Origin of the sequence: Cellulosilyticum lentocellum DSM 5427 (assembly GCF_000178835.2) — a bacterium.
GTDB classification, from domain to species: Bacteria; Bacillota; Clostridia; order Lachnospirales; family Cellulosilyticaceae; genus Cellulosilyticum; species Cellulosilyticum lentocellum.
The window spans coordinates 1149049-1164763 of sequence record NC_015275.1 but is presented as its reverse complement, the minus strand read 5'-3'; the positions used below and the strand labels follow the sequence as shown (position 1 = coordinate 1164763).

The window sequence follows — 15715 nt, the reverse complement described above, 5'->3', positions numbered from 1 at the left end:
GCATTTTTTATACTAATAAAAAAATTTAATTTTTACATAAGATATTGCAGAATACTTTTCACAAAAAAGGTGCCTATAAGCTTTTATATAAGTATAAAACGCTATAAGCACCTTTTTTCTTTATAAATAACAAATAACCTGGTTCTCTGCTATATGTGGTACGATGTGGATACCATCACTTTCTATAGTAAAACTTCCACCTTCTAATTTTTCTATAGCCATTATACCCTTTAATATGATGCTAAAAGCTTTGTTATTTCCTTTAAATGAAATATTCACTGTCTGATTTGCTTTAAGTACACTAACGTCTAATTCTACTTCTTCATTCATATTAATAACCTGAGTTGACGCTACCTTACCTTCTATTAGACCATATGCTGCTATTTGTACCCCTTCTCTATAGTCATAGTCTGGCTTTAATGAATTATTACCTATAGCAATTAAACTGTTAGGACGAACAAGCATAGGTATACTCTTATAGCCATGCTTGTCATTAATCCACTTGCCGCCTTGAACACATTCTCCTGTTAAAAAGTTAGTCCAGTTGCCTTCTGGTACATAATACTGTGCCAATCCTTCTTCATTAAAAATAGGAGCAATTAAAATATTTTCGCCTAGCATATATTGTTTATCTAAGTATGCACAAGTTGGATCCTCTTCAAATTCAACAACCATAGCTCTCATTGTAGAAACACCTGTTTTAGCAGTTTTAGATGCTGCATTAAATAAATACGGCATTAAAGTACATTTTAACTCTGAAAAATATCTAACAACTTCTACGGCTTCTTCATCATACAGCCAAGGTACACGATAAGAGGTGCTACCATGCAAACGACTATGAGAAGAGAGTAGTCCAAATGCTGCCCAACGCTTGTAAACATCTGCTGTAGAGGTACTTTCAAATCCTCCTATGTCATGACTCCAGAAACCAAAGCCTGAAAGACATAGAGATAAACCTCCTCTCAAGCTTTCTGCCATAGACTCATAGTCAGCTGTGCAATCACCTCCCCAGTGAACAGGGAATTGTTGCCCTCCAGCTGTTGCTGAACGAGCAAATAATACGGCTTCTTTTTCTCCCTTTTTTTCCTTGAGAATATCAAATACTACTTTATTATAAAGTTGTGTATAATAGTTATGCATTTTATCTGGATTACTACCATCAAAATACATAACATTCTGGGTAGGGATTCTTTCACCAAAATCTGTTTTAAAACAATCCACTCCCATTTCTAGAAGAGCTGCTAGTTTTGCTTTAAACCATGCACAAGCTGCCGGATTAGTAAAATCTACAATCCCCATACCTGGTTGCCACATATCCCACTGCCATACAGAGCCATCTTTGCGTTTTAATAAATAGCCTCCCTCCATTGCTTCATCAAATAAGCTAGAAGCCTGAGCTATATATGGATTAATCCATACACACACTTTTAGGCCTTTTTCCTTAATACGTTTAATCATCCCCACTGGATCTGGAAATACTTCATCATCCCAAGTAAAATCACACCAGTTAAAGCCCTTCATCCAAAAGCAATCGAAATGGAAAACATGGAGAGGCACTTGCCTATCGGCCATACCATCTATAAATCCCATGACAGTCGCTTCATCATAATTAGTTGTAAAGGATGTTGTGAGCCACAGACCAAATGACCAAGCTGGTGGAAGGGCTGGCTTTCCTGTTAAACTAGTATAGTTACGTAGGACTTCTTTCATATTCTCGCCCGCAATAAGGAAGTATTCTAAACTTTCACCTGGTACACTAAACTGTACCTTTGTTACTTTCTCAGAGCCCACCTCAAAGGAAACTCTTTCAGGATGGTTAACAAATACACCATAATCTTTATTGCTAAGATAAAAAGGGATAGCTTTATAGGATTGTTCCGTACTAGTACCACCATCTTCATTCCAAGTCTCTACTGTTTGACCATTTTTAATAAAAGGTGTGAAGCGTTCTCCTAAACCATAAATGAGCTCTCCTACAGATAAGCTCAGTTGTTCTCTCATAAAAGTACTGCTCAAGTCTTCATTCATGAATTCTGCATCATAATTTTTAATATAAGCTGTTGATTTAAAATTACTTGAAGTGAGTTTCTTGCCTTTTCTATAAAAGCTCATCTTCCATTGCTCTTTATCTTCAATAACAAGACTCAACTCACCATTTCTGATTTCAACTTTCCCTTCACTTTGGAGCATTTCTAAATCAATTTCTTCTGATGCATAGATCTCAAAATAGGGTCCTATCTTATTAATGCCTTTATAATGTTCTACCTGAATTTTAAAAACATCTTTCATTGGAGCTGAAATAGTATAAGTCAGCACTGGCCCACCTAAAGTATCTCCTCTTTGTTTAATTTTCTTGGAGGGCGCAAAAACTTCTATTCGTTTCCCTTTTTTGCATGTCTGATAAATTTCTTGTGGACTATAACTTTCAATTCCTTCTTTATTAAGCCAACAACCATTACTAAATCTCATCGCTTTTCTCCTTTTGTCTATAAAATTGTGATATAGCACAAGCTTGGCAAAATTACTTTACCAAGCTTATGCTTTACTGCTATTTATTTTAGGGGGAGACTTAGTTACCCCAGAAACGAATCTTTTCTTGGGTTAACTTAGTCATTTCTGCATTAGCTTCTTCTACACCAATCTCATCAAGCTTAGCTAAGATTGTATCCCACGCTGCATCGAAGTCTGCTGGTTTTCCAAGAATAGCTTGTGTCACAGCTTGTTGAATATAATCCTGTGATTTTTGATTAAATACTTGTAAATTACCATCTGATGGAATATTAAACTGCCATGCTTGACCATGTTTAGAAACACCAAGCTCTTCTGGAGTTGGGAAGAAATCCGTCCATAATTCTTTACCATAAGCTTTAAGTGTTTCTTTCTCTGTTGCTGTCATTTGTTCAATAATCGTTTCTTTATTATCTAATGTAAATCTGTTACCTGTTGAATCTATGCCTCCATTACCTTGTTGTGGGAATGGATAAACATATTTAGTAATACCTGTTTTCTTAGTAAAGTCTTTATCTGATATTCTTGCAGCTGCCATTTCTGGTGTTAATTGTCTCTTACCATTTGCATCATAAGTATAATTTTCACCTTCTAATCCCCAGTTAATAAGGATTTGAGCTTCTTCTGAGCACATCCAATCTAAGAATTCAAAAGCTTTTTCTTGGTTTTCGCTAGATGCACAAATACCAATACCATGACCACCACTAAAACCATAGTCTTTCGTTACAGCTGGTGTAAACTCCTCTGATACTGTTACAGCAAGTGGAGCTGTTGTTCTTTCTTCCATACCTGCAGCAACAAGTGCTTTCTTAGATTCACCAGTGCCCCATTCAGGAGTAGCTGTACCAAGTACACGACCAGAAGCAAGTTTAGCAAAATATACATCTTCTTGTTGTGTGAAAGATTCTGGGTCAAGTAATCCAATATCATTCATATGATTAAGCCATTTCATATAATCTTTTACACCTGGTGCAAGATATTTATAAACAGCTGTTTGTGCATTATCATCAATAGCCCATTCACCATCATCTGGAATACCCGAAGCAGCAGAAGCTACGTTTCCTACTGTAATAAGCCATCTCCAGTCACTTCCCATAAGGGTAAGACCGATGGTATCTTGACCATTAATTTGTGGATACTTATCTTTATAAGCTTTGATTGCTTCCTCATATTGTGCAATTGTTTTAATCTCTGGATAACCTTGATCTTTTAATATAGCATGTTGAATTTGCATAACACCATCTGTTTTCCAAGCTGCTGTATGAACACCATAAGTACCCATTGTGTAAATATTAGGGTCAGCTTCTGAATATTTTAACCTCTGAATCATATCTCCGTAAAGTGCTTTTGTATTAGTACCTTTTTCTTCAATGAAATCATTTAATGGGATAAGTGCTCCTGCATCTACAAGAAGTCCTGTATCACCTTTTGCAAAAATCATATCAGGATAATCACCACTAGCAATCATCAATGGAATAGCTTGCTCATCACCACCGACAGCATGCTCAATTTCCAAGGTAACACCTGTTAATTCTTTGATCTTTTCAGCAACAGGATCAGTAAATTCAATATCTTCTGTGATGTCTTTCATAAAAATCTTTAAAGTAACTGGTGTACGGTCTTCTAAGCCTACAAAACCACTTGCATCTGCTGATGCGCTAGGTGATGCTTCCGTACTTGCTTCTGGACTTGCTACTGTTTCCTTCCCACCATTACCACCACAGCCTGTTAACATGCTTCCAAACAAACTCATTGCCGCTAATAAACACACAAATTTTCTTTTTTTCATTTTTTCATCCCCTCAAAATAAAATTTACTTAATATAATACATTAACTTTTTACAGCTCCTACAGTCATACCAGATACAAAGTAGCGTTGTAAGAATGGATAAACGCAAACAATAGGTACGGTTGTGATAACTGTAATAGCCATCTTTATAGATTCTGGATTAGTCGTAACTTTTTTGAGTCCCTGGGTGTTGATATCTGCTGCTTTTACTCCTGCTGCAGCATTATCTAGTACTTTCATGAGTTCATATTGTAGTGTAGTTAAATAATCTTTTTTAGCATATAAATATGTATCAAACCAACTATTCCATTGTCCCACTGCAACAAATAAGGCAACGGTTGCAATAGCCGGCATACATAGTGGGAATATAATCTTCCAGAAGATTACTAAATCATTTGCCCCATCTATCTTGGCTGATTCTTGTAATTCAAAAGGCAAATTATCCATGAAAGATCTTAGAACAATAACATTAAATGCATTAATGAGCATTGGCCAAACATATACTGAAAACTTATTAATTAATCCTAGGTTTCTAATAACCATATACTCTGGAATAAGCCCCCCACTTACATACATTGTAAGAACGAAAAGTACGGATATAGGCTTTCTAAACATATAATCTGTTCGGCTCAATGTATAAGCTAACATTGTGGTACAAAGCACACCTGCTATAGTTCCTATAACAGTTCTTAAAACGGAATTGATAAAGCCAGTAATAAGCTTGCTATTAGATTCAAAAATGCTAATGTAATTTTGGAATGTAAACTTTCTTGGTATAATATGTATACCTCCTCTTACAGTATCTGTTGCATCATTAAATGAAATGGCTACTACTTGTAAGAAAGGGTACATGGTGATAATTAAAACAATAGTCATTAATAATGTAACTATAACATCAAATAGTGTTATCTTCTTTAATTTAGCTAGCACACTCTTCCCCTCCTTTTAAATGAGCCTTCCTTCGCCGCTTTTCTTAGCCAAGGTATTTGCAATGAAAATAAGTACGATACCAACAACCGACTTAAACATACCAATGGCTGTACCATAAGAGTATCTTACCATTCCAATTCCATAATCTAAGGCATATTTATCAAGTACTAAAGATTTAGCTGCTACTGTATTGTTTCCTAATAAGTATTGCTTTTCAAAACCAATATTAATTAAGTTTCCTATAGACATAATTAATAAGATAATTGCTGTTGCTTTAATGCCTGGCAGTGTAATGTTTTTAATTTGTTGCCATCTATTAGCACCATCGACTTTAGCCGCCTCATAAAGCTGCATGTCTATACCTGTAATAGCTGCCAAATAAATGATTGCATTCCAACCTGTTTCTTTCCAAAGGTCCGATGCTGTAACAATACCCCAAAACATAGATGGCTTAGCCAAAAAGTTAATCGGTGTATTAATAATATGTAAATTCATCAGTATTTCATTAATAGTTCCCGTAGGCGCTAAAATTTGACCTACAATATTAGCGACTACTACCCACGATACAAAGTGAGGTAAATAAGAAATGGTTTGAATCAGTCGCTTAAATTTAAGTGATCTTAACTCATTAAGTAATAGCGCGAAGCTAATTGAAAATATGGTACTAAATACAATAGCTAGAATACTCATTCCCAAGGTATTTTGTAGAGCTTGATAAAACTGTTCTTCTTTAAATAGCACCTTGAAATGTTTAAGCCCTACCCACGGTGATTTAGTAATACCTAATTGTGGCTTATAATCCTGAAAAGCCATGGCCCAACCTGTTAAAGGTAAATACTTAAAAATAATAACCCATATTACAAAGGGTGCAGACATTGCAATTAAGTATTTTTGTTCTTTCATTCTTGACCATACAGTCATTTTTTTAATGGTTCCTACATTTTTGTTTGTTTTAACTAAAATATTACTCACTCCCCTCTGTAAGCTATGCATTTTGTTGTATATATCTATATTAATATAAGTAATTCATTAAATATACCTCTAAAAATACAGCTATTTGAGGGTAAAAATTGCACCTTTTCATATACATTTTAAATAAACTTTAAAAAGTTGGTTAAATCATTTGCAAGCCCTTATAAATTCTAGCGTTTCTCCCTGCTTAACCTTACAAAATAGAATCTCATTTTCTACTTCTTTTTTACCCTTTAGTACGATCTTATCTTTGCATTTTACCTTTATTTCTCCATCTCTACCTATATGTAATTTTGCACTTACCAAATGCCCATCTTCCCAGTCTATATCTACCGTCACTTTCCCTTTGGCACATAATCCTGTTACTTTACCATTTGGTATTCCTTTAGGTAAAGCTGGCAATAACTCAATATAATCCTTTTCTCCTTGTAATAGCAGTTCACTTATTCCGGCTGCTGCCCCAAAGTTACCATCAATCTGAAAAGGCGGATGATTATCTAACAAATTAATCAGTGTAGAACATTTAAGTAATTCCTTTATATTGCTATAAGCCAAGTCTCCCTCTTTTAGCCTTGCCCACAAATTGATAATCCATGCCCTACTCCACCCCGTATGACCTCCACCATAGCTTAGACGCCTTTCTAAAGTTTTCTTGGCTGCCTTCGCCCATTCTGGTGTATCTTCTTTAGTAATTTGGTGGCCTGGATATAATGCAAATAATTGTGAAATATGCCTATGCCCTGGCTCTACCTCCTCATGATCCTCTCTCCATTCCATAATCTGACCATACTTACCGATTTGTATAGGAGGTAATTTTTTTCTCATCTCTTTAAAACATTGAATTTCTTCTTCCGCTTCTCCTACTAACTGACCTGCTTCAATAATTGCGGTAAATAATTCAAATAATATTTGACTATCCATACTTGGTCCTATACACACAGTTCCTTGCTCCCCTGAAGATAAGCGATATGTATTTTCAGGAGATGTAGAAGGGCCTGTTACCAGATAGCCATTTTCATCCATCATCAAGTAGTCTTTAAAGAAGTCTCCTGCTCCTTTAAGAAGATGATACTTTTCTTTTAAGAATGCTTGATCCAAAGTATACTCATAATGCTCCCATATATGTAACACTAACCAGGCTGCTCCCATAGGCCAGATAGTTGCTGGCATCCACATATCTTGCGGTGCCGCATCTCCCCAAATATCCGTATTATGATGCGCCATAAAGCCTCTACAACCATACATCTGCTCTGCTGTTTTCTCTCCATGTATTCTTACCTTCTCTAGGTGTTCAACTAAAGGTAAATGACATTCTGATAAATGGCATTTTTCTGCCAACCAATAATTCATCTCTGTATTAATATTAATGGTATACTTACTGTCCCATGGGGGTAACCATTCTCCATTCCAAATACCTTGTAGAGTAGCAGGCAACCCACCTTCCCTACTACAACTAATTAACAAATAACGTCCATACTGAAAATACATGGCTATTAAATCTAAATCTTCTCCACCCTTTTTTATTCTTTCAAGGCGTTCGTCTGTAGGTAAATGATTTAATGATTCTCCTTTTAAATCCAAAGATAGGCGTTTGTATAGACTTTTATAATCTGCCACGTGCCTTGCTTTTAACTCCTCATATCCTTTCTGTGTTGCTTTTTTCAAACGTTCTTCACAAATACTCCTTGGATTACTGTCTTTATAATCTGTAGTTGCTGTCACTAAAATAATGACTTCATTACAACCTTTTGCATAAAGACGTTGTCCTATGTTTTGTGCAGTTCCTCCATTAGGTATAAGTTTCATCATAAAATGATATCCTATTCCTTCACTAGAACAAGGACCACTTGAACCGTACAAGCTCATGCCATCTTTGCTCATCTCTATCTCATCATTATATTTCCATCTATCAATATAAGCCATTAATTCTATTTGTTCCTCTTGATCACATCTTAACCGAACAGCTAGTAAGTTATCGGGTTTAGAACAAAAATACTCTCTTTCAAACTTTCCTTTTGGACTCACATAACCTACTGTAGCACAAGCTGTTTCTAAATCTAACGTTCTTCTATAGTGACTTACTGGTTCTTCTTGCCCAAAGCATTGAATAACCAAATCCCCTAATACAGAGTATTGCCTTTGGCCATCTGGAGTTCCAAACATACTCATGGATAAAAGTTTCTCTGCTTCTCCTATCTTCCCCTGCCATAATAAATCTCTTATAACAGGCAAATATTTTCTAGCATCTTTATTATTCCTATCTCTAAAAGTACCATACCAAAGGCTTTCCTCATTCATTTGAATGAGTTCTTTTTTTATTCCTCCAAAAATCATGCCCCCTAATGCACCATTGCCAATTGGTAATGCTTCATTCCAATTCCGTGCTGCTTGTTTATACCAGAGTACTTGATCTAGCATAGGCCCACTCCTTATAATAGTTTAATATATTATTTATTCTAATTTATTATAATTATTCACTCATTACAATATGAATTTCTGCTTATGATTTACCTAATAAAACATTACTCTCTATTATCTAGAACCAGCCATTAACATTGTCACTACTTTATTAATAATGGGGGTGCTAATAGATATATGCACTCCCAATAAAACATAACGTCTATTCACTCAAAAACAATTTAATTTCTTCCCATTCCCCCAACAAACTTCCTTGACAGAGCTCTGATGAGCCTCCTCCTTTGCCTTGAAACTTCATATTCATTGCTTTGCAAAGAGGTCTTATATCTATTTTGCTATTTCCTAGGGCGTACTTAAATCCCGTTGCATCAGGTGTTACTACCAGACAGGTTTTATCTACCTTCTGTATTAAGAGAGTACATAGTTTTCTTAGTTCCTCTGGAACTAAACCTTCTTCACAAATACAAAGTGTTGCTTGATTGCACTTTATATATTCTTCTACCATATATGAAAAAAGTATTCCTTTAACTTCTGCTAATTTAAACTTTGTTTCGTTGAATTCTTCTTGTAACTTTTGAAGATGCGATGTAATCATCTCAGGTTTAGCTGAAAGTATAGCCATGGCACTACTTACGATTTCTTGCTTCTTACTGTAATCTTTTAGTGCTCTCTTGCCACAAGCTAATGTAAGCCTTGTACCACCTCGATGTCTTTCACTACTAATAAACTTAATCATTCCAATCTCCCCAGTATACTTCACGTGTGTGCCACAGCAAGCACAGGTGTCATACCCTGGTATGGTTACTAGTCTAACATCCTCATTGAGTTCAATTTTAGAACGATAAGTCATCTCTCTTACTTCCTCTTGTCCATAAATAGCCCCTTGCACTGGTATATTTTTATAGATAGCTTCATTGGCTAAGTATTCTATTTCTGAAACTTGCTCACTTGTTAACTCACCATCTACATCTGCCGTCATATTCTCTCTACTCAAATGAAAACCTACATTGTTATAACCGTAATACTTATTAATAAGACCTGATATAATATGTTCCCCACTATGTTGTTGCATCATATCAAATCGCTTGTCAAAATCTATCTTACCCTCTACACTACTGCCTACTTCTAAAGGGCACTCTACTATATGATAAATCACATGGTCCTTTATACGAACATCTTTAACTTTTACTCCACCTAATATGCCTTCATCTGATGGTTGACCACCTCCTTCAGGATAAAAAGCTGTTTGATCAAGAACTACCTCATACCCCTTCTTTCCTTCATTGCAACTTAATACGGTTGCCGTGAAATCAGTTAAATAGCTATCTGTATAATATAACTTCTTAGTCATCTGTATTCTCCTATTCTGTTATTTCTGCCAAATATCTCTCTAAATCACTTAGTCCTCTAACTCCAGCTCTACCTCTACCCCATAATGATCTGAAACTACATTTTTATAATCTCCATTAAAGATAACCTTTGAGCTTTTAACCGTTAACGTCTTATTTACCAAAATAAGATCAATACGCAAACCTACTTTATTACCTTTCCAGCCGGCTATTTCTCCCTGTACAGTAACTCCTTGATCTTTTTCTCCTGCTAGAATATAGGTATCATAAAATCCTTTATCAATTAGATAATCATAGCCCTCTTCTCTAAGATTAGCATTATTATTGAAATCACCCATAAGTAGACTAAGTTTATCTGAGTCCATTTCTTCTACTAATCGATCACACTGATATTCAAAAGGCTCTATTTCGTCATGCCACCAACCTAAATGACAAGAATATAAATCTATTTCTTGTTCTTTATACGTTACAGTTACTTTAACAATCTTTCTCGCTTTAACATCGTCTCTATCTCGACTCTTACTTACTGTAAAGCAAGAAGTGTGTGTAATCGGCATCTTGCATAAAATAGCAGACCCTTCTTCATATTCATCTCTAACAACTTTAGATAAGTCCCAAAAGCTATTATACTTTGGCCCACCTATTTTCTCTATTAATTGCTGTAATACCACCATAAAATTATCTCTTCTTAAATGTCTATCTTGTAAATAGGGTGATGCTGTACTTTGATTAATTTCTTGTAGTGCAATGATATCATAGTCTCTTTCTTTTATGATTTCTGCTAAATAGCTCATTTTTTCCTCTTGGTTCTCTTCTCTCCATGAATGTGTGTTTAACGTCAATATTCTCATGCTAGCTGCTCCTTTTGTAGTAAACTCATGATTATAACCTATTTATTTATGAGTTTACTACAAAAAGAGACAGGAGACAAATAACGCTTTCGGTTATCTATCTCCTGTTTTTATTTATTTTTATTGAAAAGCTATACTTATTATCTGTCAGTTAAACGTAAGTAAGATTCATATCTTGCTTTAGCGTTTTCTTCTGCTAACTCAAAAAGTTCTTCTGCTTGTGTTGGATATTGTTTAGCAAGTGATGAGTAACGTACTTGCCCCATAATGAAGTCTCTGAAGCTAGCTGTTGGTTCTTTTGAATCAAGGGTAAATGGATTTTTACCTTTTTCAACATTTGGATTATAGCGATATAAATGCCAGTAACCAGATTTAACCGCTTGATCTTCATTAGCAACAGAACGTCCCATACCTTCTCTTAGTCCATGGCTAATACATGGTGCATAAGCAATGATAATAGATGGACCTTGATGTGCTTCTGCTTCCATAATAGCTTTCATAAATTGGTTCTTATCAGCACCAATAGCTACTTGAGCCACATAAACATTGCCATAGCTCATCATCATCATACCTAAATCTTTTTTACGTGTCTTCTTACCAGATGCAGCGAATTTTGCAATAGCTGCTGCTGGTGTTGCTTTAGAAGATTGACCACCAGTGTTTGAGTAAATTTCTGTATCAAATACTAGTACATTAACATCTTCACCTGATGCTAATACGTGATCAAGACCGCCATAACCAATATCATATGACCAACCATCTCCACCAAGCATCCATACAGAACGTTTAACAAGATAATCTTTCTTATCTTCAATTTCTGCAAGAAGTGCTTTAGCTGCTGGATCAGTAATTGTATTATTTTCAAGTACTTCTAATACTTTAGCACTTGCAGCTTTAGAAGGTTCACCTAAGTTCATTACTTCTAGCCATTCATTAAATGCTGCTTTAGCTGTTTCATCAATATCTAAGTCAACTAATTCATGCATAACATTAGCTAATTTATTTCTCATTTGATTAACACCAAGACTCATACCAAGACCATATTCAGCATTATCTTCAAATAAAGAGTTTGCCCATGATGGTCCTTGACCCTTGCTATTTGTAGTATATGGTGTAGATGGCGCAGAACCACCCCAAATAGAAGAACATCCTGTAGCATTAGCAATCATCATACGATCTCCGAAAAGCTGTGTTACAACTTTAATATAAGCTGTTTCACCGCAACCTGCACAAGCACCTGAGAACTCAATAAGTGGTGTCTTGAATTGGCTATTTTTAACGTTCATTGTAAGATCTAAATCATCTTTACTACTTACTTCTTTCACAACAAAGCTCCAGTTTGCATCTTCAACTTCTGATTGAGAAGCAAATGGTTTCATAACTAAAGCTTTAGTTTTAGCTGGACAAATATCAGCACAGTTGCCACAACCTGTACAGTCATATGGACTCACTTGTATTCTATAAGTTAAGCCTTCTAAACCTTTTCCAATTGCTTTCTTAGTAGCAAATGTACCTGGTGCTTTTGCTTGTTCTTCTTCTGTTAAAAGCACTGGTCTAATACATGCATGTGGACAAACAAATGAACATTGATTACATTGAATACAATTTTCAATCTCCCATTCTGGTACTTCAATAGCAATACCACGTTTTTCGTAAGCAGCTGTTCCTGCTGGAAAAGTACCATCTTCAAGACCATTAAATGCGCTTACAGGAAGTTTATCTCCTTCTTGAGCATTCATAGGACGTAAGATGTTAGTAATGAATTCTGGTTCATCTACTGCTGCTGCCGCTTCTTCTACTGCGCTTGCCCAGCTAGCTGGAACATTAACTTTAACTGCTGCTTCAAAACCACGGTCAATAGCTGCATAATTCATATTAACAACTTTTTCGCCTTTTTTACCGTAAGCTTTAACTACGGCTTCTTTTAAGTATTTAATAGCATCTTCTTCTGAAATAATATTAGCTAATTTAAAGAATGCTGATTGCATAACCATATTAATACGGTTACCAAGGCCTACTTCTCCTGCTATTTTAGTTGCATTAACAATATAAAATCTAATTTCATTGTCAGCAATATATTTTTTCATATGTGCTGGAAGGTTAGCTTCTAATTCACTTTCATCCCAAATACAGTTAAGTACGAATACTCCGCCCTTTTTAAGTCCTTTTAATAAATCATATTGATGAACATAGGATTGATTGTGACAAGCAATATAATCTGCTTCATCAATTAAATAGGTTGAACGAATAGGTGTATCACCAAAACGTAAGTGAGAAATAGTTACTCCACCTGATTTTTTAGAGTCGTATGCGAAATATGCTTGTGCATATTTATCTGTATGATTACCAATGATTTTAATGGCTTGCTTGTTAGCGCCAACTGTACCATCAGAACCAAGACCCCAGAATTTACATCTTACTGTACCTGGCTCAGCAATTCTTAATTCGTCTTTGTAAGTTAATGAAGTAAATGTTACGTCATCATTAATACCTACTGTAAATCCAGTCTTTGGCTGAGCACTTACTAAATTATCAAATACAGCTTTAATATCTGTTGGTGTTGTATCTTTTGACCCAAGACCATAACGTCCACCAATAACTGTAGGCGCATCAGCTTTTCCATAAAATGCTGAACATACATCTAAATAAAGTGGTTCACCTGCTGAACCTGGTTCTTTTGTACGATCTAATACACAAATACGTTTTACTGTGCTTGGAATAGCTGCAAGTAAATGTTTTGTTGAGAAAGGTCTATATAAGTGAACTTTAACTACACCGTATTTAGCACCTTTTTTATTAAGTTCTTCAATTGTTTGTTCAATTGTTTCTGTTACAGAACCCATTGCTATAATGATATCTTCTGCATCATCGGCACCATAATAATTGAATAAACCATAATTTCTACCTGTTAATTTATTGATTTCTCCTATGTATTCTTCAACAACAGGCACTAAGTTATTATAGAATTTATTACTAGCTTCTCTTGTTTGGAAATAAATATCTGGATTTTGTGCAGTTCCTCTTGTTACAGGATGATTTGGAGAAAGTGCATTATCTCTAAATGCTTTAAGAGCATCTTGATCTACTAGTTTAGCAAAATCATCATAATCAATTGCTTCTACTTTTTGAATCTCATGTGAAGTTCTGAAGCCATCAAAGAAATGTACAAAAGGAATTCTACCTTTAATAGCAGCAAGGTGAGCCACTGGTGCAAGGTCCATAACTTCTTGTACAGAGCCTGTTGCAAGCATAGCACAGCCTGTTTGTCTTGTAGCCATAACGTCTTGGTGGTCGCCAAAAATGTTAAGCGCTTGAGCAGCAAGAGCACGGGCACTTACATGGAAAACGCCTGGTAAAAGTTCCCCTGCAACCTTATACATATTAGGAATCATTAATAACAAGCCTTGTGAAGCTGTAAAAGTAGTTGTTAAAGCTCCAGCTTGAAGTGAGCCGTGGAAAGCCCCCGCAGCTCCTGCTTCAGATTGCATCTCTACTACATTAACAGTTTGTCCGAAAATATTCTTCCTTCCTTGAGCAGACCATTCGTCAACTACTTCTGCCATAGTTGATGAGGGGGTAATTGGATAAATTGCAGCAACATCAGTAAAAGCATACGCAACATAAGATGCAGCTGTATTACCATCAACAGTCATCATCGTTTTTCCCATATTATCTCTCCTTTTTATTTATTAATAATACAAGCATTCCAAATACTATCTAAAGTATTCTAAATAATTTTACGCTTTTGGCCAATATTTGTAAATATCTTGCACTCAATATCTTATGTTTTTGTAAATTATTTATCGGGTCATTTAGAATTTCTTCATGAACTAACTAGCAAAAAGGGACAATTTCTTTTAAATAACTTGTTTAAAATTACTTTTTTATACTCAACTAATATATTTTACTTTAGTATTGTTAAGAATCTAACTTCTTGCTAATATCCTTATTGTTAAAAAACAATCTATATATTCGTTTTGAGATAGTTTTATTTATATATTTTTCTCTGAATTGGTAGATATATTTTTGAGAAGCCATCTTATAGATTGTTCTATATACTCTAGTTGATTAGGTGCATCAAAATGCTCTATATTAAGTGTGCCATCATACCCCATAAATTCTAGTTTATCAAGTATTTCCTTAATTTTAATAACACCAGAACCTACTGGAGTTGAAAACAAGGCCGTTCCATCAGCAGCTATCTTAGCCACTTCTTCTCCCTTCATGGCAGTACTTCTATCTTTTACATGAACATATACAATATAGTCTTTCAACAACTCAAAAGCCTCGATTTCATCTTCACCTCTATATCTGTAGTTACCCGTATCAAAAGTATGCTTTAAATCTGGAACCTGCTCCATAAACCATAATATTTCTTTTGCTGTAGTATAAGGTGCACAAACATTATCATAATCTTCTAAAGTAACAGTGATTCCCTTATCCTTGGCATAATCACACATTAATCTTAATGCCTCAACCATATGCTTTATAGCTTGTTCGCGTTTGATACCTACTTCTTCTTTTAACAACCCTGGAATGACTAGTACAAACTTAGCTCCCATATGCTCCGCTAGATCAATTAATCCGTAACCAGCTTCACCTGTTTCCTCATAACCAAAATCAAAATATTTATAGATACAACTAATCTCCAATTCGACTGCCTTTAATAATACTTTCATCTCTCTAGTATAAGGCTTTAACTCTTCATAGGAGCATGCCACAGATTGAATCCCCATATTTTTTACTTTTTTCAATACCTCCGAAAGTGATAAACCTGTTTGTTCACTTGCCAACAAAATGTGATTATAACAAACCGACAACTTCATATAACATCCTCCCATCAGCTTACCCATTTATATCTCTTTTCTTTATGGGCCCCTATACAAGATTGAAATTATG

The 15715-nt window shown here is 35.2% G+C and carries 9 protein-coding genes; all 9 read right to left on the bottom strand.

Features of this window, described 5'->3' with window-relative positions; all coding sequences use genetic code 11:
- Nucleotides 1–120: 120 nt before the first annotated feature.
- The gene (gene yicI / locus CLOLE_RS05205) at nucleotides 121–2469 is read right to left on the bottom strand and encodes an alpha-xylosidase (RefSeq protein WP_013656044.1); all 2349 of its coding nucleotides are present in this window, start codon (nucleotides 2467–2469) and stop codon (nucleotides 121–123) included.
- A 100-nt stretch (nucleotides 2470–2569) separates the two neighbouring features.
- Nucleotides 2570–4297, bottom strand: coding sequence for an ABC transporter substrate-binding protein (locus tag CLOLE_RS05200; protein ID WP_013656043.1), 1728 nt, complete (start codon nucleotides 4295–4297; stop codon nucleotides 2570–2572).
- Nucleotides 4298–4338: 41 nt separating this feature from the next.
- Nucleotides 4339–5226: a carbohydrate ABC transporter permease gene (locus tag CLOLE_RS05195; RefSeq protein ID WP_013656042.1), complete on the bottom strand. Its 888-nt coding sequence runs from the start codon at nucleotides 5224–5226 to the stop codon at nucleotides 4339–4341.
- Nucleotides 5227–5241: 15 nt separating this feature from the next.
- Nucleotides 5242–6219, bottom strand: a complete 978-nt coding sequence (locus CLOLE_RS05190; RefSeq protein WP_013656041.1) for an ABC transporter permease — start codon at nucleotides 6217–6219, stop codon at nucleotides 5242–5244.
- A gap of 126 nt (nucleotides 6220–6345) precedes the next feature.
- A complete protein-coding gene (locus CLOLE_RS05185) occupies nucleotides 6346–8616 on the bottom strand; it encodes a glycoside hydrolase family 95 protein (protein ID WP_013656040.1) in 2271 nt (756 codons plus the stop codon).
- Nucleotides 8617–8818: 202 nt separating this feature from the next.
- Complete coding sequence (locus CLOLE_RS05180) at nucleotides 8819–9967, bottom strand: alanyl-tRNA editing protein (protein ID WP_013656039.1); 1149 nt, start codon at nucleotides 9965–9967, stop codon at nucleotides 8819–8821.
- A gap of 48 nt (nucleotides 9968–10015) precedes the next feature.
- Nucleotides 10016–10816: an endonuclease/exonuclease/phosphatase family protein gene (locus CLOLE_RS05175; protein WP_013656038.1), complete on the bottom strand. Its 801-nt coding sequence runs from the start codon at nucleotides 10814–10816 to the stop codon at nucleotides 10016–10018.
- A gap of 140 nt (nucleotides 10817–10956) precedes the next feature.
- Complete coding sequence (gene nifJ / locus CLOLE_RS05170; protein ID WP_013656037.1) at nucleotides 10957–14484, bottom strand: pyruvate:ferredoxin (flavodoxin) oxidoreductase; 3528 nt, start codon at nucleotides 14482–14484, stop codon at nucleotides 10957–10959.
- Between the two features lie 324 nt (nucleotides 14485–14808).
- A complete protein-coding gene (locus tag CLOLE_RS05165; protein ID WP_013656036.1) occupies nucleotides 14809–15642 on the bottom strand; it encodes a sugar phosphate isomerase/epimerase family protein in 834 nt (277 codons plus the stop codon).
- Nucleotides 15643–15715 lie beyond the last annotated feature (73 nt).